Genomic DNA, 24,525 nt, shown 5'->3' with positions numbered 1-24,525 from the left:
GTAGTGAGTACATTAACGCTTGTTTTAACAGCAGTAGGGTCTGTTTTACTGCTGCTGTTTTTAGTCATGAAGGCGCGTATGCACGCCTTCCTGGCTTTGATGGTGGTGTCTATGGGGGCTGGCCTTTTTTCCGGTATGCCGCTCGATAAAATCGCAGCGACGATGGAAAAAGGGATGGGAGGCACCCTCGGCTTCCTGGCGGTGGTTGTCGCTCTGGGAGCCATGTTTGGCAAGATCTTACATGAAACCGGCGCAGTCGATCAGATTGCCGTCAAAATGCTCAAATCCTTCGGCCACAGCCGCGCTCATTATGCCATTGGCCTTGCTGGGCTGGTTTGTGCGCTACCGCTGTTCTTTGAAGTGGCGATTGTTCTGCTGATTAGCGTTGCTTTCTCAATGGCGCGCCATACTGGCACGAACCTGGTGAAACTGGTTATCCCGTTATTCGCCGGTGTGGCGGCAGCGGCGGCGTTCTTACTGCCGGGGCCAGCGCCAATGCTGCTGGCATCGCAGATGAACGCCGACTTTGGCTGGATGATCTTGATTGGCCTGTGTGCGGCAATTCCGGGAATGATTATTGCCGGGCCGCTGTGGGGTAATTTCATCAGCCGCTACGTGGAACTGCATATTCCTGACGACATCAGCGAACCGCATCTCGGCGAAGGAAAAATGCCATCTTTCGGATTCAGCCTGTCGCTGATCCTGCTGCCGCTGGTGCTGGTAGGTCTTAAAACCATTGCCGCGCGTTTTGTGCCGGAAGGCTCTACCGCTTATGAATGGTTCGAGTTTATCGGTCATCCGTTTACCGCGATTCTGGTTGCTTGTCTGGTGGCGATTTATGGTCTGGCGATGCGTCAGGGTATGCCGAAAGACAAAGTGATGGAGATTTGCGGTCACGCGCTGCAACCGGCGGGAATCATTCTGCTGGTGATTGGTGCAGGTGGCGTGTTCAAACAGGTACTGGTTGATTCTGGCGTAGGTCCGGCACTGGGCGAAGCGTTAACCGGGATGGGGCTGCCGATTGCGATCACCTGCTTCGTGCTGGCCGCTGCAGTGCGCATCATTCAGGGTTCTGCCACCGTTGCCTGCTTAACGGCGGTGGGACTGGTGATGCCGGTTATTGAACAACTGAACTACTCCGGTGCGCAAATGGCGGCGTTGTCGATTTGTATCGCCGGTGGTTCGATTGTTGTCAGCCACGTTAACGACGCTGGTTTCTGGTTGTTCGGTAAATTTACCGGCGCGACCGAAGCCGAAACGCTGAAAACCTGGACCATGATGGAAACCATCCTTGGCACTGTCGGTGCTATCGTCGGGATGATTGCGTTCCAGCTGTTGAGTTAAGTTTGTTCGCCCGGTAGTTCTGACGCTACCGGGCTCCTTTCGAGAAATTATCCCCGTCACCCCTTCATCCACATCCGAACGCCGTCGAGGAACATCTGGGTTGCCATCATCACCAGAATCAATCCCATCAGGCGTTCCAGTGCATTCACCCCTTTCTCGCCCAGCAGACGTAAAAATAGCGATGACTGCAGCAGGATGACAAATGTGCCGCCCCAGGCCAGCAGCAGGGCAATCACCAGATGCCCCATCTGATTGGGGTACTGATGAGACAGCAACATCAGCGTGGCGAGAATCGTCGGCCCGGCGACCAGTGGAATGGCTAATGGCACGATAAACGGCTCTTCACCAGCCGGAAGCCCGCTGCTGTTTCCCGAGGCGCTGGGGAAAATCATCTTAATGGCGATCAGAAACAGAATGATGCCGCCAGAAATGGAGACGGTTTCCGCCCGTAGGCTAAGAAATGCCAGAATTTTCTCACCCGCAAACAGGAACACCAGCATCACCAGGAGAGCAATAAGCAACTCTCGCACCATGATTGCCCGACGTCTTTTCGGTTCAGTATGTTTCAGTACGGACATGAAAATAGGTAGGTTTCCGAGCGGATCCATAATCAAGATCAATAAAACTGCTGCAGAAATGATTTCATTCATAACTCAAGTTCCCTGATAATTGCGTTGGACTTTCTGCGTGCTATGAAAGCAGGATAAGTCGCATTACTGATTGCTTCGCTATCATTGATTAATTTCACTTGCGACTTTGGCTGCTTTTTGTATGGTGAAAGATGTGCCACGAGGACACCGGCACATATATACAGCACACATCTTTGCAGGAAAAAAACGCTTATGAAAAATGTTGGTTTTATCGGCTGGCGCGGTATGGTCGGCTCCGTTCTCATGCAACGCATGGTTGAAGAGCGCGACTTCGACGCCATTCGCCCTGTCTTCTTTTCGACTTCCCAGCCTGGTCAGGCTGCACCGTCCTTTGGCGGTACTACCGGCACACTTCAGGATGCCTTTGATCTGGAGGCGCTGCAGGCCCTCGATATCATCGTAACCTGTCAGGGCGGCGATTATACCAACGAAATCTATCCAAAGCTCCGTGAGAACGGGTGGCAAGGTTACTGGATTGACGCAGCATCGTCTCTGCGCATGAAAGACGACGCCATCATCATCCTTGACCCAGTCAATCAGGACGTCATTACTGACGGATTAAATAAAGGCATCAGGACTTTTGTGGGCGGTAACTGTACCGTAAGCCTGATGTTGATGTCGTTAGGCGGTTTATTCGCCAATGATCTTGTTGATTGGGTTTCCGTTGCAACCTACCAGGCGGCTTCCGGCGGTGGTGCGCGACATATGCGGGAGTTGTTAACCCAGATGGGCCAACTGTATGGTCATGTGGCGGATGAACTCGCAACCCCGTCCTCTGCTATTCTCAATATTGAACGCAAAGTCACGACCTTAACCCGCAGCGGCGAGTTGCCGGTGGATAACTTTGGTGTTCCGCTGGCGGGTAGCCTGATTCCGTGGATCGACAAACAGCTTGATAACGGTCAGAGCCGCGAAGAATGGAAAGGGCAGGCGGAAACTAACAAGATCCTCAACACATCTTCTGTGATTCCGGTAGATGGTTTATGCGTGCGTGTCGGAGCATTGCGCTGCCATAGTCAGGCATTCACCATCAAATTGAAAAAAGATGTATCGATTCCGACCGTGGAAGAACTGCTGGCGGCTCACAATCCGTGGACGAAAGTCGTACCAAACGATCGGGAAATCACTATGCGTGAGCTAACCCCAGCAGCCGTTACTGGCACGCTGACCACGCCTGTAGGCCGCCTGCGTAAACTGAATATGGGGCCAGAATTTCTGTCAGCCTTTACCGTGGGTGACCAGTTGCTGTGGGGTGCAGCGGAGCCGCTGCGCCGGATGCTTCGTCAACTGGCGTAATCTTTATTCATTAAATCTGGGGCGCAATGCCGCCCCTTTTAGTGCGTAATACAGGAGTAAGCGCAGATGTTTCATGATTTACCGGGAGTTAGATAGAGCATTGGCTATTCTTTAAGGGTGGCAGAATACATGAGTATTCACTGCCTTACCTGAAGGGAGGACGACGCAGAGAGGATGCACAGAGTGCTGCGCCGTTCAGGTCAAAAAAATGTCACAACCAGATGTCAAAAATCAGTTGGATGGGGTGACACAATAAAACAGGAAGACAAGCATGTCCGTTCGTATCGATAGAGACGTGATAAACGCGCTAATTGCAGGCCATTTTGCAGACCCATTTTCCGTACTGGGAATGCATAAAACTACAGCAGGACTGGAAGTCCGTGCCCTTTTACCTGACGCCACCGATGTGTGGGTGATTGAACCAAAAACCGGACGCAAAGTCGCTAAACTGGAGTGTCTCGACTCTCGTGGATTCTTCAGCGGCGTCATTCCACGACGTAAGAATTTTTTCCGCTATCAGTTGGCTGTTGTCTGGCATGGTCAGCAGAATCTTATTGATGACCCTTACCGTTTTGGCCCTTTAATTCAGGAAATGGATGCCTGGCTGTTATCTGAAGGTACTCACCTGCGCCCGTATGAAACCTTAGGCGCACACGCAGATACCATGGATGGCGTTACCGGCACGCGTTTTTCTGTCTGGGCACCCAATGCCCGCCGAGTCTCGGTTGTTGGGCAATTCAACTACTGGGATGGTCGTCGTCATCCGATGCGCCTGCGTAAAGAGAGCGGCATCTGGGAACTGTTTATCCCTGGTGCGCACAACGGTCAGCTCTATAAATACGAAATGATTGATGCCAATGGCAATCTGCGTTTGAAGTCTGATCCTTATGCCTTTGAAGCACAGATGCGTCCGGAAACCGCTTCCCTTATTTGCGGACTGCCTGAAAAGGTCGTGCAGACCGAAGAGCGCAAAAAAGCGAATCAGTTTGATGCGCCAATCTCTATCTATGAAGTTCATCTGGGTTCCTGGCGTCGTCACACCGACAACAACTTCTGGTTAAGCTACCGCGAGCTGGCCGATCAACTGGTGCCTTACGCTAAATGGATGGGCTTTACCCATCTCGAACTGCTGCCAATTAACGAACATCCATTCGATGGTAGTTGGGGCTATCAACCGACGGGTCTGTACGCGCCAACTCGCCGTTTTGGTACTCGCGATGACTTCCGCTATTTCATTGATGCCGCACACGCAGCCGGTTTGAACGTTATTCTTGACTGGGTGCCGGGGCACTTCCCGACTGATGACTTTGCACTTGCCGAATTTGACGGAACAAATCTGTATGAACACAGCGATCCGCGCGAAGGCTATCATCAGGACTGGAACACGCTGATCTACAACTATGGTCGCCGTGAAGTCAGTAACTTCCTTGTCGGTAACGCGCTGTACTGGATTGAACGTTTTGGTATTGATGCGCTGCGTGTCGATGCGGTGGCGTCGATGATTTATCGCGACTACAGCCGTAAAGAGGGCGAGTGGATCCCCAACGAGTTTGGTGGACGCGAGAATCTGGAAGCGATTGAATTTTTACGCAATACCAACCGTATTATCGGTGAGCAAGTTCCTGGCGCGGTAACGATGGCGGAGGAGTCTACTGACTTCCCTGGCGTTTCTCGTCCGCAGGATATCGGCGGCCTCGGCTTCTGGTACAAGTGGAACCTCGGCTGGATGCACGACACCCTGGACTACATGAAGCTCGACCCGGTTTATCGTCAATACCATCACGATAAACTCACCTTCGGGATGCTCTACAACTACACTGAAAACTTCGTCCTGCCGTTGTCGCACGACGAAGTGGTGCACGGCAAAAAATCGATTCTCGACAGAATGCCGGGCGATGCATGGCAGAAGTTTGCCAATCTGCGAGCCTACTATGCCTGGATGTGGGCGTTCCCAGGCAAAAAACTGCTGTTCATGGGCAATGAATTTGCTCAAGGGCGTGAGTGGAACCACGACGCCAGCCTTGACTGGCACCTGCTGGAAGGCGGCGACAACTGGCACCACGGTGTCCAGCGTCTGGTGCGCGATCTGAACCACACTTATCGCTATCACAAAGCATTGCACGAGCTGGATTTTGACGCGTATGGCTTTGAATGGCTGGTGGTGGATGACCATGAACGTTCGGTGCTGATTTTTGTTCGCCGTGATAAAGAGGGTAATGAAATTATCGTTGCCAGTAACTTTACGCCGGTGCCGCGCCATGATTATCGCTTTGGCATTAATCAGCCGGGTAAATGGCGTGAAATCCTCAATACGGATTCCATGCACTATCACGGTAGCAATACCGGTAATGGCGGCGCAGTACACAGTGATGAGATCGCCAGCCACGGTCGCCAGCATTCATTAAGCCTTACGCTACCGCCGCTGGCCACTATCTGGCTGGTTCGGGAGGGATAATGACACAACTTGCCATTGGCAATCCCGCTCCTCTTGGCGCGCATTACGACGGCCAGGGCGTTAACTTCACGCTCTTCTCCGCTCATGCCGAACGGGTAGAGCTGTGTGTGTTTGACGCTCAGGGCATCGAACATCGGTATGATTTGCCAGGACGAAGTGGTGACATCTGGCACGGTTATCTGCCGGATGCGCGCCCGGGTTTGCGTTATGGTTACCGCGTTCATGGCCCATGGCAACCCGCCATGGGGCATCGCTTTAACCCGGCGAAGTTGTTGATTGATCCTTGCGCGCGGCAAATTGTCGGGGAATTTAAAGATAACCCGCTGCTGCACGCCGGGCATAGTGATCCTGACTATCGCGACAACGCTGCTATTGCGCCGAAATGCGTAGTGGTCGTGGATCACTATGACTGGGAAGATGATGCCCCGCCGCGCACGTCGTGGGGCAGTACCATCATTTATGAAGCCCATGTCAAAGGCTTAACCTACTTGCACCCGGAGATCCCGGTCGAGATCCGTGGAACCTATAAAGCCCTGGGGCATCCGGTGATGATCAACTATTTAAAACAGTTGGGCATTACCGCACTGGAACTGCTGCCGATCGCGCAATTTGCCAGTGAGCCGCGCTTGCAACGAATGGGGTTGAGTAACTACTGGGGTTACAACCCGGTGGCGCTGTTTGCACTGCATCCGGCGTATGCATGCTCGCCCGACACGGCGTTGGATGAGTTCCGCGATGCAGTCAAAGCCCTGCACAAAGCGGGCATTGAGGTCATTCTCGACATCGTTCTCAACCACAGTGCGGAACTGGATCTCGACGGCCCGTTATTCTCCCTGCGCGGGATCGATAACCGTAGCTATTATTGGATAAGAGAAGACGGCGATTATCACAACTGGACTGGTTGCGGCAATACGCTCAATTTGAGCCATCCAGCTGTGGTGGAGTACGCCAGCGCCTGTCTACGCTATTGGGTGGAAACTTGTCATGTTGATGGCTTCCGCTTCGATCTCGCTACAGTCATGGGGCGAACGCCGGAGTTTCGTCAGGATGCGCCTCTGTTTACGGCTATTCAGAATTGCCCGGTACTTTCGCAAGTGAAGCTGATTGCCGAACCGTGGGATATCGCGCCTGGCGGCTATCAGGTGGGGAATTTCCCGCCGTTGTTTGCCGAGTGGAACGATCATTTCCGCGATGCCGCCCGGCGCTTCTGGCTGCACTATAACCTGTCGCTGGGGGAATTTGCCGGACGTTTTGCTGCTTCCAGCGATGTTTTTAAACGTAATGGCCGTCTGCCGAGTGCTGCGATTAATCTGGTCACAGCGCATGACGGTTTTACGCTTCGCGACTGCGTTTGTTTTAACCATAAACACAATGAAGCAAACGGAGAAGAAAATCGCGACGGAACCAACAATAATTACAGTAACAATCATGGTAAAGAAGGGTTAGGCGGTACTCTTGATCTGGTTGAACGGCGGCGCGACAGCATTCACGCCCTGTTAACAACGTTGTTGCTCTCCCAGGGTACGCCGATGTTACTGGCCGGTGACGAACACGGTCACAGCCAGCATGGCAATAACAATGCTTACTGTCAGGATAACCAACTAACGTGGTTGGACTGGTCGCAAGCAAGCAGTGGCTTAACCGCGTTTACCGCCGCGTTAATCCATCTGCGCAAGCGCATTCCTGCTTTGGCAGAGGATCGCTGGTGGGAAGAAGGCGACGGCAATGTCCGTTGGCTGAATCGATATGCTCAATCTTTAAGCTCGGATGAGTGGCAGAACGGGCCAAAGCAGCTGCAAATTTTGCTTTCGGATCGTTTCTTGATCGCAATAAACGCCACGCTTGAGGTAACAGAGATTGTTTTACCTGCTGGGGAGTGGCGTGCCATTCCCCCATTCGCTGGAGAGGATAACCCAGTGATTACGGCTGTCTGGCCGGGACCTGCACACGGACTGTGTGTGTTCCAGAGATGATAAAAAAGGAGTTAGTCATGATTAGTTTAGAGAAGAACGATCACTTAATGTTGGCGCGCCAGCTGCCATTGAAGTCTGTTGCCCTGATTCTGGCGGGGGGACGTGGTACTCGCCTGAAGGATTTAACCAATAAACGAGCAAAGCCTGCCGTACACTTCGGCGGCAAGTTCCGTATTATCGATTTTGCACTGTCCAACTGTATCAACTCCGGTATCCGTCGTATGGGCGTGATCACCCAGTACCAGTCTCACACTCTGGTACAGCATATTCAGCGCGGCTGGTCGTTCTTCAATGAAGAAATGAACGAGTTTGTCGATCTGCTGCCAGCGCAGCAGAGAATGAAAGGGGAGAACTGGTATCGCGGTACGGCAGATGCCGTTACCCAAAACCTCGACATTATCCGCCGTTATAAAGCGGAGTACGTAGTGATCCTGGCGGGTGACCATATCTACAAGCAAGACTACTCGCGTATGCTTATCGACCACGTCGAAAAAGGCGCACGTTGCACCGTTGCTTGTATGCCTGTACCGATTGAAGAAGCCTCTGCATTTGGCGTTATGGCGGTTGATGGAAACGATAAAATTATCGAATTTGTTGAAAAACCGGCTAACCCGCCGTCAATGCCAAACGATCCGAGCAAATCTTTAGCGAGTATGGGGATCTACGTCTTTGATGCAGAGTACCTGTATGAATTGCTGGAAGAAGACGATCGTGATGAAAACTCCAGCCACGACTTTGGTAAGGATTTGATTCCAAAAATTACCGAAGCAGGCCTCGCCTATGCGCATCCATTCCCGCTCTCTTGTGTACAGTCCGACCCGGACGCCGAGCCGTACTGGCGTGATGTTGGGACACTGGAGGCTTACTGGAAAGCGAACCTGGATCTGGCTTCTGTCGTGCCGGAACTGGATATGTACGATCGCAACTGGCCGATTCGCACCTACAATGAATCATTGCCGCCAGCGAAATTCGTTCAGGATCGCTCCGGTAGCCATGGGATGACCCTTAACTCACTGGTTTCCGGCGGTTGTGTGATCTCTGGTTCGGTGGTGGTGCAGTCCGTTCTGTTCTCACGCGTTCGCGTGAATTCATTCTGCAACATTGATTCCGCCGTATTGCTGCCGGAAGTATGGGTAGGTCGCTCGTGCCGTCTGCGTCGCTGCGTCATTGACCGCGCTTGTGTCATTCCGGAAGGAATGGTGATTGGTGAGGATGCAGAAGAGGATGCACGTCGTTTCTATCGTTCAGAAGAAGGCATTGTGCTGGTTACTCGCGAAATGCTACGGAAGTTAGGGTACAAACAGGAGCGATAATGCAGGTTTTACATGTATGTTCAGAGATGTTCCCGCTGCTTAAAACCGGCGGTCTGGCTGATGTTATTGGGGCATTACCCGCAGCACAAATCGCAGACGGCGTTGACGCTCGCGTACTGTTGCCTGCATTTCCCGATATTCGCCGTGGCGTGACCGATGCAAAGGTGGTATCTCGCCGTGATACCTTTGCCGGACATTTCACGCTGCTGTTTGGGCATTACAACGGGGTTGGCATTTACCTGATTGATGCACCGCATCTCTACGATCGTCCCGGAAGCCCGTATCACGATACCAACTTATTTGCTTACACCGACAACGTATTGCGTTTTGCACTGCTCGGATGGGTTGGAGCGGAGATGGCGAGCGGGCTTGACCCATTCTGGCGCCCCGATGTTGTGCACGCGCACGACTGGCATGCGGGTCTTGCGCCTGCGTATCTGGCGGCACACGGGCGTCCGGCGAAGTCGGTGTTTACTGTGCACAACCTGGCCTATCAAGGCATGTTTTATGCACATCACATGAATGACATCCAATTGCCATGGTCATTCTTTAATGTTCACGGGCTGGAATTCAACGGGCAAATCTCTTTCCTGAAGGCCGGATTGTATTACGCCGACCACATTACAGCGGTTAGTCCGACCTACGCTCGTGAGATCACTGAACCACAGTTTGCCTACGGTATGGAAGGTTTACTCCAGCAGCGTCATCGTGAAGGACGACTTTCCGGCGTACTGAACGGCGTGGACGAGAAAATATGGAGTCCAGAGACGGACTTACTTTTAGCCTCGCGTTACACCCGCGATTCATTGGAGGATAAAGCGGAGAATAAGCGCCAGTTGCAAATCGCAATGGGGCTTAAGGTTGACGATAAAGTGCCGCTTTTTGCAGTGGTGAGCCGTCTGACCAGCCAGAAAGGACTGGATTTGGTGCTGGAAGCCTTACCGGGTCTTCTGGAACAGGGCGGACAACTGGCACTGCTCGGCGCGGGCGATCCGGTATTGCAGGAAGGTTTTCTTGCTGCAGCGGCGGAGCATCCCGGCAAGGTTGGTGTACAGATTGGTTATCACGAAGCATTTTCGCATCGCATTATGGGCGGCGCGGACGTCATTCTGGTTCCCAGTCGTTTTGAACCGTGCGGCTTAACGCAACTTTATGGATTGAAGTACGGCACGCTGCCACTGGTGCGGCGTACCGGTGGGCTTGCTGATACGGTTTCTGACTGTTCTCTTGAGAACCTTGCAGATGGCGTCGCCAGTGGGTTTGTCTTTGAAGATAGTAATGCCTGGTCGCTGTTACGGGCTATTCGACGCGCTTTTGTTCTGTGGTCTCGCCCTTCACTGTGGCGGTTTGTGCAACGTCAGGCTATGGCAATGGATTTTAGCTGGCAGGTCGCGGCGAAGTCGTACCGTGAGCTTTACTATCGCTTGAAATAGTTTTCAGGAAACGCCTATATGAATGCTCCGTTTACATATTCATCGCCCACGCTAAGCGTAGAAGCTCTTAAGCACTCTATCGCTTACAAGCTGATGTTTACGATTGGAAAGGATCCGGTCGTCGCCAATAAACATGAATGGCTGAACGCAACGTTATTTGCTGTGCGCGATCGTCTCGTGGAACGCTGGTTACGTTCGAATCGTGCCCAGCTGTCGCAAGAAACTCGCCAGGTTTACTACCTGTCGATGGAGTTTTTGATTGGCCGTACTCTCTCCAACGCCATGCTGTCGTTAGGTATTTATGACGATGTCCAGGGTGCGCTGGAGTCGATGGGATTAAATCTCGAAGAGTTGATTGATGAAGAAAATGACCCGGGTCTCGGTAACGGTGGCCTGGGGCGTCTGGCCGCCTGCTTCCTGGATTCGCTGGCGACGTTAGGGTTGCCGGGGCGCGGTTACGGCATCCGTTATGACTATGGTATGTTCAAACAGAACATCGTTAACGGCAGTCAGAAAGAGTCTCCGGACTACTGGCTGGAGTACGGCAATCCGTGGGAATTTAAACGCCACAATACGCGCTACAAAGTGCGTTTTGGCGGCCGTATTCAGCAAGAAGGTAAGAAAACGCGCTGGATTGAAACCGAAGAGATTCTGGCCGTGGCTTACGACCAAATCATCCCCGGTTATGATACTGACGCGACCAACACTTTGCGTCTGTGGAGTGCTCAAGCCAGTAGCGAAATTAATCTTGGTAAATTTAACCAGGGTGACTACTTCGCGGCAGTGGAAGATAAAAACCACTCTGAGAACGTATCCCGCGTACTGTACCCGGATGACTCCACCTATTCCGGACGTGAACTGCGTTTGCGTCAGGAATATTTCCTGGTATCTTCGACCATTCAGGACATTTTAAGTCGCCATTATCAGTTGCATAAAACCTACGATAATCTGGCGGATAAAATCGCGATTCACCTCAACGACACCCATCCGGTGCTGTCGATTCCTGAGCTGATGCGTCTGCTGATCGATGAGCACAAATTTAGCTGGGACGACGCTTTTGAAGTGTGCTGCGAGGTCTTCTCCTACACCAACCACACGCTGATGAGCGAGGCGCTGGAAACCTGGCCGGTCGATATGCTGGGTAAAATTCTGCCGCGCCATTTGCAGATTATCTTTGAAATCAACGACTATTTCCTGAAAACCTTGCAGGAGCAGTATCCGAACGATACCGACCTGCTGGGACGGGCGTCGATCATTGATGAATCGAATGGGCGTCGTGTGCGCATGGCCTGGCTGGCTGTTGTGGTCAGTCACAAAGTTAACGGCGTATCGGAGCTGCACTCTAATCTGATGGTGCAATCGCTGTTTGCTGACTTTGCGAAGATCTTCCCTGGACGTTTCACCAACGTTACCAATGGTGTGACTCCGCGTCGCTGGCTGGCGGTGGCGAATCCGTCGCTTTCAGGCGTGCTGGATCAACACCTCGGTCGTAACTGGCGTACCGATCTGAGTCAATTAAACGAGTTGCAACAGCATTGTGATTTTCCGATGGTCAATCATGCTGTTCATCAGGCGAAACTGGAGAACAAAAAGCGTCTGGCGGAGTACATCGCCCAACAATTGAATGTGGTGGTGAATCCGAAGGCGCTGTTTGATGTGCAAATCAAACGTATTCACGAATACAAACGTCAATTGATGAATGTGTTGCACGTGATCACCCGCTATAACCGCATCAAGGCCGATCCAGATGCGAAGTGGGTTCCACGAGTGAATATCTTTGGCGGTAAGGCGGCTTCGGCCTATTACATGGCGAAGCACATTATCCATTTGATCAATGACGTAGCGAAAGTGATCAACAACGATCCACAGATTGGCGATAAGCTGAAAGTGGTGTTTATCCCGAACTACAGCGTCAGCCTGGCGCAGCTGATCATTCCGGCAGCCGATCTTTCCGAACAGATTTCGCTGGCGGGGACGGAAGCTTCCGGCACTAGTAACATGAAGTTTGCACTTAACGGCGCGCTGACTATCGGTACGCTGGACGGTGCGAACGTCGAGATGCTGGATCATGTCGGTGCGGATAATATCTTTATCTTTGGTAACACTGCGGAAGAAGTGGAAGAACTGCGTCGTCAGGGCTACAAACCGCGTGAATACTACGAGAAAGACGAAGAACTGCATCAGGTGCTGACGCAAATCGGCAGCGGCGTGTTCAGTCCGGAAGATCCGGGACGCTACCGCGATCTGGTTGATTCGCTGATCAACTTTGGCGATCACTACCAGGTGCTGGCGGATTATCGCAGCTATGTCGATTGTCAGGATAAAGTTGACGAACTGTACGAACGTCCGGAAGAGTGGACAGCCAAAGCGATGCTGAACATCGCAAATATGGGCTATTTCTCTTCTGACCGGACTATTAAAGAGTACGCCGATCTTATCTGGCATATTGATCCGGTGAGATTGTAATTTCGCCAAAAATAGAACGGGGCCAAAAGGTCCCGTTTTTTTTCGCCTTTATTTCGGAAAAGTGTCCAGCGGGGGCGAAGATAGTGGAGGAGTATAATTTCGCCATTCAGAAAGAATGGACAGAATGATGCAAAACAAAAAATGGATTTTGATCTCGCTGGTAATGACTTTTTTCGGTATTCCCATACTGGCGCAATTTTTGGCAGCGGTTATTGCCACGCTGGGTGCGACTCGATGGCGCGACGGCAGCATAACCCATTTATGCTTCTGCCTTTTATGCGTTAAACGTTATATCGGAAGATTTTCACGTCTGAGAATATCTGGATAACTCTCGTACGCCAGAAGCGTATAACAAAATCGTTAAGGGCGATGCTGATATTATTTTCGTGGCGCAACCTTCCGGTGGGCAGAAAAAACGGGCAGAGGAATCGGGCGTCACTTTGATATACACCCCCTTTGCCCGCGAAGCATTTTTTTTCATCGTCAATACGGATAATTATTTTTTATATTGCGCCAGAGAAATCAGCTTTGCTGGAAAATATCCGTAATTTCTTTCTGAGTGTTGTTTGGTGCCCCCTGAATTTTTCGCCATTTTGGCTCCAGCCGTGGACTGAGTTAGTCGGTTCGATAAGTGCACAGCTTGGTTTTGCGCTGGGATATTACTGCCAGTGGCGTAGCAAAAATAGAAGCCAGAGGTGGAAGTGGGGCGGGTGGGGAATGTGCCTGAGTTTTGTTACGTTGGGTATGATGGTGTGGGCTTTGCGATAATTCCCTGAATCCAAAAGTTATTGAGATTGAAATTTGACCACAGATTGTTGGCAAAGTGCGCTTTGTTCATGCCGGATGCGGCGTGAACGCCTTATCAGGCAGTTTTTGTGTTTATCATCAGTCTCAGGTCAGATTGAAATCTGACCTGACCACCTTACGTTAAATCACGACGCCAGCGACAATTTCTGCTGCGTATACTCGACCAGCCACTGACTTACACGAGACTGTTGCTCCGCATTCAGCCACATGCCTTGTTTCGTGCGACGCCACAGGGCATCGTCGGCGCGGCGTACCCATTCGTGGTCGACCAGATATTTCAGCTCCGCTTCGTAGAACTCATGGCCGAAATCTTCCCCAAGATCGCTTATCGTCTCTGCATTGCCGAGCAGCAGCTCGCTGTTGCTGCCGTAAGTGCGTGCGTAATGACGTGCCAGCGATTCCGTAATGAACGGATAGCGGCGGCGCAGGCGGGCGGCATAATCGTCGCGGTCGCCTTCGATGGCGCCACCTGGTAACACGCTCTCTTTTGTCCATGCCGGACCAATGCCCTGATAATACGGCGTCAGTTTTTCCAGCGCATGTTCCGCCAGTTTACGATAGGTCGTCAGCTTGCCGCCAAATACTGACAACAGCGGCGCTTTGCCGTTTTCATCATGGATATCAAGCGTGTAATCACGAGTAATAGCCTGCGGTGAGTCGGACTCATCATCACACAGCGGGCGCACGCCCGAGTAGGTCCAGACAATATCGTCACGGCTTAGCTGTTTATTAAAGTGCGCGTTATACACTTTCAGCAGGTAATTGATTTCACTCTCTTCAATCTTCACTGCCTTCGGATCGCCTTTGTACTCCACATCGGTGGTGCCGATGATGGAAAACTCGTCCATCCACGGGATCACGAACACAATACGTTTATCTTCGTTTTGCAGAATGTAGGCTTGCTTCTGGGTATGCACACGCGGCACCACAATATGGCTGCCTTTGATCAGGCGAATGCCATAAGGCGAAGGCAGATGCATCCCGTCGTCGAAGAACTGTTTCACCCACGGGCCGGTAGCATTAACCAGGCCGCGCGCCTGCCAGGTGTATTTTTTGCCGGTATCGATATCTTCCGCTTCCACAATCCACAGGCCGTTTTCGCGGCGGGCAGAAGTAGCACGAGTACGGGTAAGCACTTCGCCGCCTTTACGCACCACCATCTGGGCGTTGGCTAATACCAGACGGGCGTCGTCTACCCAACAGTCGGAATATTCGAATCCGCGCTTAATTTCCGGTTTTAACACTGAGTTTGCGCTAAAACGCAAACCGGTAGATCCCGGCAGGCTGGTGCGTTTACCCAGATGATCGTACATAAACAGACCAATCCGAATCATCCACGCCGGGCGCAGATGCGGACGATGCGGCAGGCGAAAACGCATCGGGAAGGCGATATGCGGGGCCATTTTCAGTAGCACTTCACGTTCAGCCAGCGCCTCGCTGACCAGGCGGAATTCATAGTGCTCAAGGTAGCGCAGGCCACCGTGAATGAGTTTTGAACTGGCGGAAGATGTCGCGCAAGCGAGATCCTGCGCCTCCAGCATCAGCACGGATAAACCGCGTCCAGCGGCGTCTGCCGCGATACCAGCACCATTGATGCCGCCACCTATCACAATCAGATCTTTGGTTTCCATGCTGCCCTCATTCACTTTCGTTAAAGCTCATAAATGTTCGTTATCGAACATATTAGCAAAGAATCGCGCTTTGGGTAACATTGAAAAAACATTTTAGAGTGATATGTATAACATTATGGCGTTTATCTGCCGCTTCGACGTAAACTGTGCGGTAAATTTGCCCACTTGTTTGTAAAGAAAGAGAGACGCATGGATCAGTTCGAATGTATTAACGTTGCCGACGCACACCAGAAGTTGCAGGAAAAAGAGGCGGTACTGGTCGATATTCGCGATCCACAAAGTTTCGCAATGGGACATGCGGCGCAGGCTTTCCATTTGACTAACGACACGTTGGGCGCGTTTATGCGTGAAAATGACTTCGATACGCCGGTCATGGTGATGTGTTACCACGGTAATAGCAGCAAAGGCGCGGCGCAGTATCTGCTGCAACAGGGCTACGATGTGGTCTATAGCATTGATGGTGGCTTTGAAGCCTGGCAGCGTCAGTTTCCCGCAGAGGTGGCGTACAGCGCGTAACGCTTTATACTGTCCCCTTTTGTGTGGAATAAGCGACAGCAACGATGTTGATGATTACCTCTTTTGCTAACCCCCGCGTGGCGCAGGCGTTTGTTGATTACATGGCGACGCAGGGGGTTATCCTCACGATTCAACAACATAACCAAAGCGATGTCTGGCTGGCGGATGAGTCCCAGGCCGAGCGCGTGCGGGCGGAGCTGGCGCGTTTTCTCGAAAACCCGGCAGATCCGCGTTATCTGGCGGCGAGCTGGCAAGCGGGCCATACCGGCAGTGGCCTGCATTATCGCCGTTATCCTTTCTTTGCTGCCTTGCGTGAACGCGCGGGGCCGGTAACCTGGGTGATGATGATCGCCTGCGTGGTGGTGTTTATCGCCATGCAAATTCTCGGCGATCAGGAAGTGATGTTATGGCTGGCCTGGCCATTCGATCCAACACTGAAATTTGAGTTCTGGCGTTACTTCACCCATGCGTTGATGCACTTCTCGCTGATGCATATCCTTTTTAACCTGCTCTGGTGGTGGTATCTCGGCGGCGCGGTGGAAAAACGTCTCGGTAGCGGTAAGCTGATTGTCATTACTCTCATTAGTGCCCTGTTAAGTGGCTATGTGCAGCAAAAATTTAGCGGGCCGTGGTTTGGCGGGCTTTCTGGCGTGGTGTATGCGCTGATGGGCTATGTCTGGCTACGCGGCGAGCGCGATCCGCAAAGTGGCATTTACCTGCAACGTGGGTTAATTATCTTTGCGCTGATCTGGATTGTCGCCGGATGGTTTGATTTGTTTGGGATGTCGATGGCGAACGGAGCACACATCGCCGGGTTAGCCGTGGGTTTAGCGATGGCTTTTGTTGATTCGCTCAATGCGCGAAAACGAAAATAATTCCAGGGATTTATAAATGAAACAAACACAACGTCACAACGGTATTATTGAACTGGTTAAACAGCAGGGTTATGTCAGCACCGAGGAGCTGGTAGAGCATTTCTCCGTCAGCCCGCAGACTATTCGCCGCGACCTCAACGAGCTGGCAGAGCAAAATCTGATCCTGCGCCATCATGGCGGTGCGGCGCTGCCTTCCAGTTCGGTTAACACGCCGTGGCACGATCGTAAAGCCACCCAGACCGAAGAAAAAGAGCGCATCGCCCGCAAAGTGGCGGAGCAAATCCCCAACGGTTCAACGCTGTTTATCGATATCGGCACCACGCCGGAAGCGGTGGCGCACGCGCTGCTCAATCACAGCAATTTGCGCATTGTCACCAATAATCTCAACGTCGCTAACACGCTGATGGTGAAAGAAGATTTCCGCATTATTCTCGCCGGTGGCGAATTACGCAGCCGCGATGGCGGGATCATTGGCGAAGCAACGCTCGATTTTATCTCCCAGTTCCGCCTCGACTTCGGCATTCTGGGGATCAGCGGCATTGACAGCGACGGCTCGTTGCTGGAGTTCGATTACCACGAAGTTCGCACCAAACGCGCCATTATTGAGAACTCGCGCCACGTCATGCTGGTTGTCGATCACTCGAAATTTGGCCGTAACGCGATGGTCAATATGGGCAGTATCAGCATGGTCGATGCCGTCTACACCGACACCATGCCCCCTGCGGGCGTGATGCAGGTGCTGACGGACCACCATATTCAACTGGAGCTGTGCTGATCCTGCACTGCTTCCCACGTCAGACCAAAACGCGCCAGGTATTTGCGTAGCCGATCTGCGTCATTGACGCTGGCTTTGCCCTGGCGCGAAACGTCAAAAAGCTGACGTCCGGCAGCAGAAAGCGACTTTGCCTGACGGCAGACAGCGATAACGTTTTCCAGTTGTATGCGGTCAAAGAGATCGATGTTTTCCATCTCCGCGCCCAGCAACGCTGTAAGCGCCGAAGGGCGGCTTTCCTGCCAGTTGTAGCGCAGACGGTTTATCTCATCTTCCACCACTTCCAGAGTGATGCGTCCGCTAGTGGCAAAGGTTGCCATGCGCGTAACGCTGGCAGAAAGCTCGCGAAAGTTACCGCGCCATGTCGCCTGGGGAGATGTCGCAAAGGTCAGCCAGGCACGCCGCGCTTCGGTGTTAAAACGCACGCTGTCACCGGTGAGTGAGGCGTGGCGCTCCACTTCATAATCCAGATTAGGCTCGATATCCTCCTGACGCTGGCGCAGTCCTGGTAGGGTGAAGGTCCAGAGATTGATCCGCGCGTACAGGTCTTCGCGAAATTTCCCTTCGGCAACCAACTGGCGCAAATCGCGCACCGTTCCGGCGATAAGCTGAAATTCACTGCTGACCAGACGATCGCTGCCAAACGGGTAAAAGGTTTTTTCTTCAATGGCTTTTAGCAGCATGGCTTGCTCGTCTGCGCCCAGTTCGCCAATCTCATCAAGAAACAACATTCCGCCGTTGGCGCTGCGTAATAATCCTTCACGAGATTCCCGCGCCCCGGTAAACGCGCCTTTCACATGACCAAACAGCGCCGACATGGCGGTATCGCCGCGTAGGGTGGCGCAGTTCACTTCTACAAACGCGCCGCTAAACTGATGCCGCGCCTGTTTTAATTCAAAAATGCGCCGCGCCAGAAACGATTTACCTGCGCCGGTCGGGCCGTTAAGCAGGATCGGCGCGCGGGATTTAATCGCTACTTTTTCGATCTGCTCAATCATGCGGTTGAAGTGGGGGTTACGCGTGGCAATGCCGGACTTAAGAAAATCAAGCGTTTGCTGGCGTTCCTCGGCAAAGCGGCTGGCGATGGCGTTATAACGGCTTAAATCGAGATCGATAATCGTCACTTCACCTGCGCCGCGCGGCTGTTCTTTTTTGCGCGGAGGTGAAGATTGTATCAACCGGGCGGGCAGGTAACGTGCTTCTGCCAGCAGAAACCAACAAATCTGCGCGACGTGGGTGCCGGTGGTGATGTGAATTAAATAGTCTTCTTTATCAGGTTGAAACGTGTAATGACGGGCGAAATCATGCAGGCAGGCGTAAACCTCTTCGAAATCCCACGGGTTATGCAGTTCTATCTCAAAGCCCACCACTTCTGTTTCTGGCGAAACGCTGGCGATATCGCGTTTAAGTGTTTCAAACAGCGAGCGTGAGCGGGCGTCGTGCAACAATTCCAGCCGGTCGATGACCAACGATTCTTGCTGACATAAACAGAGCGTCGGGCGCCATTTCGACCAGCGTTGACTGCCACGCCCGGCATAATCCAGTACGGTTCCGACAAAGCCAAAAGCCACTGTTTTACGCATCTTAGATATCCTTATAAAAGACGATATTTCATTATCGGGTAAGTGACTTTATAGAAAATCTCCGTTTACGGACTTTGTACTTTTAATTAAATAAAAACAATCAATTATAAATTTAATTTGCTGATTTTATTTTTTGGCACGACGGTTGCAATTATGGACAGCAAACAACGAAACGAGAAAAAAAAAATGAATTACGAATTACTGACCACTGAAAATGCCCCGGTAAAAATGTGGACCAAAGGCGTGCCGGTAGAAGCCGATGCGCGTCAGCAATTGATAAATACAGCGAAAATGCCGTTTATTTTCAGACATATTGCGGTAATGCCTGATGTGCACCTGGGAAAAGGTTCCACCATTGGTAGCGTGATCCCAACGAAAGGGGCGATTATCCCGGCGGCGGTAGGTGTGGATATTGGCTGTGGAATGAATGCGCTGCGTACCGCGTTAACGGCGGCGGATCTGCCTGAAAACCTGGCGGAGTTGCGCCAGTCGATTGAAACTGCCGTACCACACGGGCGTACTACCGGGCGTTGTAAACGTGATAAAGGCGCATGGGAAAATCCGCCTGTTAATGTCGATGCTAAATGGGCCGAGCTGGAAGCGGGTTATCAGTGGTTAACGCAAAAATATCCGCGTTTCCTGAACACTAATAACTACAAACACCTGGGAACGCTGGGAACCGGCAACCACTTTATTGAAATCTGCCTTGATGAGTCGGATCAGGTGTGGATTATGCTGCACTCCGGTTCACGCGGAATCGGTAACGCCATCGGAACTTACTTTATCGATCTGGCGCAAAAAGAGATGCAGGAACAGCTTGAAACGTTGCCGTCGCGTGACCTGGCGTACTTTATGGAAGGTACGGAATATTTTGACGATTACCTGAAAGCCGTGGCCTGGGCGCAGCTTTTTGCCAGCCTTAATCGAGATGCAATGATGGAAAACGTAGTAACGGCGTTGCAGAGCATCACGCAGAAAACGGTAAGACTGCCGCAAACTCTGGCGATGGAAGAGATCAACTGTCACCACAACTATGTGCAAAAAGAACAGCACTTTGGCGAAGAGATCTATGTGACGCGTAAAGGCGCGGTATCTGCGCGTGCCGGGCAGTACGGAATTATTCCTGGGTCGATGGGCGCGAAAAGCTTTATCGTCCGAGGGCTGGGAAATGAAGAATCATTTTGCTCATGCAGCCACGGTGCCGGGCGGGTAATGAGCCGTACCAAAGCAAAAAAATTGTTTAGTGTGGAAGATCAGATTCGTGCCACCGCGCATGTGGAATGCCGTAAAGATGCCGAAGTGATCGACGAAATCCCGATGGCGTATAAAGATATTGATGCGGTGATGGCGGCGCAAAGCGATCTGGTGGAAGTGGTTTACACCCTGCGTCAGGTAGTGTGCGTAAAAGGATAAATAATGAAAAGGATAATTGCGCTGGATGGCGCACAGGGTGAAGGCGGCGGGCAGATCCTGCGCTCGGCGCTGAGCCTGTCGATGATAACCGGTAAACCGTTCACCATCACCGGCATTCGTGCCGGGCGGGCGAAACCGGGGCTGTTGCGCCAGCATCTGACGGCGGTAAAAGCGGCGATGCAAATCAGCGATGCAACGGTTGAAGGTGTGGAGCTGGGATCGCAGCGCCTGGTCTTCCGGCCCGGCACCGTGCGCGGCGGCGATTACCGCTTTGCTATCGGCAGTGCCGGAAGTTGTATGCTGGTGCTGCAAACGGTGCTGCCCGCGCTGTGGTTTGCCGATGGGCCATCGCGTGTTGAAGTGAGCGGTGGCACCGATAACCCGTCGGCGCCGCCTGCCGATTTTATCTGCCGGGTGCTGGAACCGCTGCTGGCGCGGATGGGGATTCAGCAGCAAACAACGCTGTTGCGCCACGGTTTTTACCCTGCTGGTGGCGGTGTGGTGGCAACGGAAGTTACGCCGGTGGCATCGTTTAACACCTTGCAACTTGGTGAGCGCGGAAACATTGTGCATATGCGTGGAGAGGTGCTACTGGCTGGTGTGCCGCGCCATGTTGCTGAGCGTGAAATCGCTACGCTGGCGGGTAGTTTTTCACTGCATGAGCAGACTATTCATTCCTTGCCGCGCGAGCAGGGGCCAGGAAATACCGTCTCGCTGGAAGTCGAAAGTGAAAATATCACTGAACGCTTTTTTGTCGTCGGTGAAAAGCGCGTCAGTGCCGAAGTGGTCGCTGCCCAACTGGTGAAAGAGGTTAAACGCTACCTGGCAAGCCCGGCTGCGGTAGGGGAATATCTCGCAGACCAGTTGGTGCTGCCGATGGCGCTGGCAGGCGCGGGGGAATTTACGGTCGCCCATCCCTCATGCCATCTGCTGACCAATATCGCGGTGGTGGAGCGTTTCTTGCCAGTGCGGTTTACTCTGGCTGAAACAGATGGCGTAACGCGGGTTAGCGTTGAATGATGCAGAGAGGTAAGTCGGATCAGGTGCGTTATCCGACCAAACTCACACCCCATATCCCATCATTTTCAGCAGTTTCTGCGCGTGCTGTACCGCAGCCTGACGGTGAGCAACGCCGAGTTTTTGATACAGATTGCGGATATGCGTTTTGATGGTGGTTGCTGCCACTTCCAGTTCGCCCGCAATTTGTTCGTTACTGTAACCGGAGTAAATCAGCCCCAGTACCTGCCATTCGCGTTGGGTCAATGGGCTGGTGCGGATCAGTTCCGGCACTTCCGGGTGATTTAGCAGACGTTCGACAAAACTCTCGTCAAAGTGAGCGAACTTGTGTCGGTGATGTTGATTGATTTCCCGCAGGATACGCTGCGCGCGGTGCTGTTCCAGTTCCGGCAGCGTATTGAGTTGAATCAGCTGGCGTAACTGCTGCGCCATTGCTTCGCCTTCGATGACAAAATGACTGATAAATCCGGTGCGATTCGCCAGTTTTAATGCGTCCAGCAACACGCGCTGAGCGTCGCTTTTACGTCCGGCCTGCCAGTACAACTGATTGAGTAACAGCAGGTTGCGGTTTAGGTCGCTCATCAGCCGCAGACTGCGGGCATTTTCGTTGAGTTCTTCGAGGACAATTTCCGCAGGCTCAAACTCGCCCAGCAAAATTTGTGCACGGGCAATGTTGCGCCATTGGCCTTGCAGGAAGTGGTTGTTCGCAAACTCCGGTTTGGCCGTGTGACGCAACCAGTTGGCAGCGGCGGCTTTGTCGCCAGTCATTTGCCAGTAAATCACCCGAACTTTGTTGGCGTTAGAGATCCAGTCGCTGTGATATTTGCCATTCCCCAGCAGGTTTTCCAGGCGGTTAAGTTGGCTGCGGGCGTTATCCAGATCGCCACGAGCCAGCGAGCATTGAATTAACATTGCCAGGCACTGAAGCTGTTGCTGAGGCTGATAAGAAGATAAAACTTCGATCCCGCTACGCGCCGAGGCTTCGGCTTCATCCAGCCGTGCCCATGCCCATAACAGTTGCGCACGGATGCGTACCAGAAACTCATGCATCGGCAACTGTTCCAGATGCTGTTCGTTAATCAACTGGAACGCTTTTTCCTGCGTTTCCCACGCAGTTTGCAGGAACCCCTGGGCAAACAGAATTTCGCTTTGCTGGATTAAACTCCACAAGGCGTAGTGCCAGACATCATGCTGGCGCGCCATTTGCTCGGTTTGCTGCATAAGCGCCAGCGAGCGGGTTAGTTCACCTTTACAGTGCAACACTTCGCCAAGTACAGAGGTCGCGACAATGCGGCTGTAGAACCAGCCCGGAGGCAGTTCTTCCAGTGCCAGTTTTGCCAGTCGTTCGGCTTCTTCCGGATTACCATCGTTAATGGCGACCTGGGCGCGCAGAGCGTTAAATTCTGCGTGCATGGTGCCTTCCCTGATACCCTGGATCTCGTGTTCGGCTCGTGCCAGCAGGGTATTTACTTCACCGTAGCGATGCTGACTTTGCATCAACCAGGCCTGCAACAACACTAGTTGTGGATTTTCCAACAGGCTGTCCCACGGCAGGGCTTTAAGCGACTCTTCCAGCAGCGACAGTTCGCTGTGGTTGAACAAACTCCAGGCGTGATTCAGCAGAATATCGCGTAGCATCAAAGCGTCGCCTGCCGCCAGCGCATGATGAATGGCTTCGCTGGGAAAACCTTGCGCCATCCAGCTTTCTGCGGCGGCGCGGTGGATTTCCGGCAATTCCGCCGCCAGTTCCCACTGGCAGCGTTGGCGCAGGAAGTTGCCAAACAGCGGGTGATAGCTGAACCATTCGCCAGTATCATCCATCCGTTGCAAAAACAGCCCCTGACGCTCAATCTCCTCAAGACGCATTTGCCCGTTTTCTTCGCCGGTCACGCGGGTGATTAGCGCATCATTCATCGAGCGCAAAATGGCGCTTTTTAGCAGGAAATGACGAGTGGCCAGATCAACGTTATCTAACACCTCATCGACCAGATAATCAGAAAGATGACTGGCATTGATGCCCGCCAGACGACGCGCTGATTTATGAGCTGAGTGGGTATTTTGCTTTGCTGAAAGCGCAATTAGCTGCAACGCCGTCGCCCAGCCGGACACGTCATCGCAAATCCGGCTGCTTTCTGCGGCTTCAATCGGCGATGACAGACGGCAATCAAAGAACTGTTTCGCTTCCTGATGGGTAAATGTCAGTTGCTGGCTGCCAATTTCCAATAGTTGGTCACGCACGCGCAGATTGGCAATGCCCAACTGCGGAAGGTTGCGTGACAGCACCACCAGAGTAAGATTTTCTGGTTGATGGCGAATGAAGAAGCGCATTGATTCGTGGATCACCGGATTGGTGATCAAATGGTAATCATCGATTACCAGGTAAAGTGGACTATGCCATTCCGCCAGTTCGATGAAAAGCTGGGCAAATAGTGACGTCAGACTGGCATATTGCCGTTTTTGCGTCATTGTTTCACTGATGGCGCAGTGACCGCTGGTTGCCTGTTGCACGGCGGCGATTAGATAGCTGGCGAAACGTTCTTGCTGGTTATCGCCTTCATCAAGCGAGTACCAGCCCAAATCGTTTTTTCCTGCCGCCCATTGGGATATGAGCGTTGTCTTTCCGTAACCCGCAGGACTTGTGATTAGCACCAGCCTGAAGTTGTTCGCGCCGGAAAGTTTAGCCAACAGGCGCTCACGAACCACAGTATGGTCGAGTCGAACCGGACGACTTAATTTTGACGGAATCAGCATAGTTAATCACTTCACTGTGGAAATTGAGGAAATATTATTTTTTTTGCGCTTCGTAATTAATAGTTATAAGTTCGGTCAGAAAACTGTGCAATGCAAGCGATGACGATTTTTTATGTGTCTGAATTTGCACTCTGTCACAATTCCAAATCTTTATTAATACTCCGTCTTAAAACAACGCAAATGCAGCGTGGATACTGGATTTTAGGGTGTTTTCTTTCAGTTCAAAAGCC

At 52.3% G+C, this 24,525-nt stretch carries 16 protein-coding genes and 2 pseudogenes; 14 read left to right on the top strand and 4 right to left on the bottom strand.

Features of this window, described 5'->3' with window-relative positions; translation table 11 throughout:
* Window positions 1-3: 3 nt before the first annotated feature.
* Entirely contained in the window at window positions 4-1,344 is a 1,341-nt protein-coding gene (gene gntU, locus A7098_RS17835) for a gluconate transporter (RefSeq protein WP_000105942.1), read from the top strand.
* Between the two features lie 56 nt (window positions 1,345-1,400).
* Here gntU and yhgN read toward each other — a convergent pair whose 3' ends face one another.
* Window positions 1,401-1,994, bottom strand: coding sequence for an NAAT family transporter YhgN (yhgN, locus tag A7098_RS17830; RefSeq protein ID WP_001002547.1), 594 nt, complete (start codon window positions 1,992-1,994; stop codon window positions 1,401-1,403).
* Window positions 1,995-2,186: 192 nt separating this feature from the next.
* On the opposite strand from yhgN, the gene asd reads away from it, so the two are divergent.
* From asd to A7098_RS24270, 8 genes and pseudogenes are all read left to right on the top strand, one after another.
* Window positions 2,187-3,290 (top strand): aspartate-semialdehyde dehydrogenase, encoded by a 1,104-nt coding sequence (asd, locus tag A7098_RS17825; protein WP_105281194.1) that lies wholly within the window; start codon window positions 2,187-2,189, stop codon window positions 3,288-3,290.
* A gap of 271 nt (window positions 3,291-3,561) precedes the next feature.
* Entirely contained in the window at window positions 3,562-5,745 is a 2,184-nt protein-coding gene (glgB, locus tag A7098_RS17820; RefSeq protein ID WP_000116223.1) for a 1,4-alpha-glucan branching enzyme, read from the top strand.
* Entirely contained in the window at window positions 5,745-7,718 is a 1,974-nt protein-coding gene (gene glgX, locus A7098_RS17815; RefSeq protein WP_000192584.1) for a glycogen debranching protein GlgX, read from the top strand. The genes glgB and glgX overlap by 1 nt, the downstream gene beginning before the upstream one ends.
* A gap of 17 nt (window positions 7,719-7,735) precedes the next feature.
* Window positions 7,736-9,031, top strand: a complete 1,296-nt coding sequence (gene glgC / locus A7098_RS17810; RefSeq protein ID WP_000624234.1) for a glucose-1-phosphate adenylyltransferase — start codon at window positions 7,736-7,738, stop codon at window positions 9,029-9,031.
* Window positions 9,031-10,464: a glycogen synthase GlgA gene (gene glgA / locus A7098_RS17805; RefSeq protein ID WP_001197629.1), complete on the top strand. Its 1,434-nt coding sequence runs from the start codon at window positions 9,031-9,033 to the stop codon at window positions 10,462-10,464. The genes glgC and glgA overlap by 1 nt, the downstream gene beginning before the upstream one ends.
* Before the next feature lie 18 nt (window positions 10,465-10,482).
* Window positions 10,483-12,930, top strand: a complete 2,448-nt coding sequence (gene glgP / locus A7098_RS17800) for a glycogen phosphorylase (RefSeq protein WP_000993435.1) — start codon at window positions 10,483-10,485, stop codon at window positions 12,928-12,930.
* A 227-nt stretch (window positions 12,931-13,157) separates the two neighbouring features.
* A pseudogene (locus A7098_RS24275) lies at window positions 13,158-13,427 on the top strand (phosphate ABC transporter substrate-binding protein); the annotation flags it as partial.
* Window positions 13,426-13,698: pseudogene (locus tag A7098_RS24270) on the top strand (hypothetical protein); the annotation flags it as partial. The pseudogenes A7098_RS24275 and A7098_RS24270, both read left to right, overlap by 2 nt.
* A gap of 164 nt (window positions 13,699-13,862) precedes the next feature.
* Here A7098_RS24270 and glpD read toward each other — a convergent pair.
* Window positions 13,863-15,368, bottom strand: coding sequence for a glycerol-3-phosphate dehydrogenase (glpD, locus tag A7098_RS17790; protein WP_105281193.1), 1,506 nt, complete (start codon window positions 15,366-15,368; stop codon window positions 13,863-13,865).
* A gap of 189 nt (window positions 15,369-15,557) precedes the next feature.
* On the opposite strand from glpD, the gene glpE reads away from it, so the two are divergent.
* The 3 genes from glpE to A7098_RS17775 are packed head-to-tail and all read left to right on the top strand — an operon-like array spanning window position 15,558 to window position 17,534.
* Window positions 15,558-15,884 (top strand): thiosulfate sulfurtransferase GlpE, encoded by a 327-nt coding sequence (glpE, locus tag A7098_RS17785; RefSeq protein ID WP_105281192.1) that lies wholly within the window; start codon window positions 15,558-15,560, stop codon window positions 15,882-15,884.
* Between the two features lie 44 nt (window positions 15,885-15,928).
* The gene (gene glpG / locus A7098_RS17780; protein ID WP_000928723.1) at window positions 15,929-16,759 is read left to right on the top strand and encodes a rhomboid family intramembrane serine protease GlpG; all 831 of its coding nucleotides are present in this window, start codon (window positions 15,929-15,931) and stop codon (window positions 16,757-16,759) included.
* 16 nt (window positions 16,760-16,775) lie between these two features.
* Entirely contained in the window at window positions 16,776-17,534 is a 759-nt protein-coding gene (locus tag A7098_RS17775; protein WP_000815101.1) for a DeoR/GlpR family transcriptional regulator, read from the top strand.
* Here A7098_RS17775 and rtcR read toward each other — a convergent pair.
* Window positions 17,516-19,114 carry a DNA-binding transcriptional regulator RtcR gene (gene rtcR / locus A7098_RS17770; RefSeq protein WP_105281191.1) on the bottom strand — a complete coding sequence of 533 codons (1,599 nt, stop codon included), beginning with the start codon at window positions 19,112-19,114 and terminating at the stop codon, window positions 17,516-17,518. The two genes, A7098_RS17775 and rtcR, sit on opposite strands and share 19 nt — an antisense overlap.
* Window positions 19,115-19,300: 186 nt before the next feature.
* Between rtcR and rtcB the strand changes: the two genes are divergently transcribed.
* Both rtcB and rtcA read left to right on the top strand, forming a co-directional pair.
* Entirely contained in the window at window positions 19,301-20,527 is a 1,227-nt protein-coding gene (rtcB, locus tag A7098_RS17765; protein ID WP_001105509.1) for an RNA-splicing ligase RtcB, read from the top strand.
* A 3-nt stretch (window positions 20,528-20,530) separates the two neighbouring features.
* Entirely contained in the window at window positions 20,531-21,547 is a 1,017-nt protein-coding gene (gene rtcA, locus A7098_RS17760) for an RNA 3'-terminal phosphate cyclase (protein WP_105281190.1), read from the top strand.
* 42 nt (window positions 21,548-21,589) lie between these two features.
* On the opposite strand, the gene malT is transcribed toward rtcA, so the two are convergent.
* Window positions 21,590-24,295: an HTH-type transcriptional regulator MalT gene (gene malT / locus A7098_RS17755; RefSeq protein ID WP_032226671.1), complete on the bottom strand. Its 2,706-nt coding sequence runs from the start codon at window positions 24,293-24,295 to the stop codon at window positions 21,590-21,592.
* Window positions 24,296-24,525: the final 230 nt, after the last annotated feature.

This window comes from Escherichia sp. MOD1-EC7011, from assembly GCF_002965005.1.
GTDB lineage: Bacteria > Pseudomonadota > Gammaproteobacteria > Enterobacterales > Enterobacteriaceae > Escherichia > Escherichia ruysiae.
The sequence above is the reverse complement of the archived record's forward strand: the minus strand, read 5'-3'. Positions and strand labels throughout refer to the sequence as shown.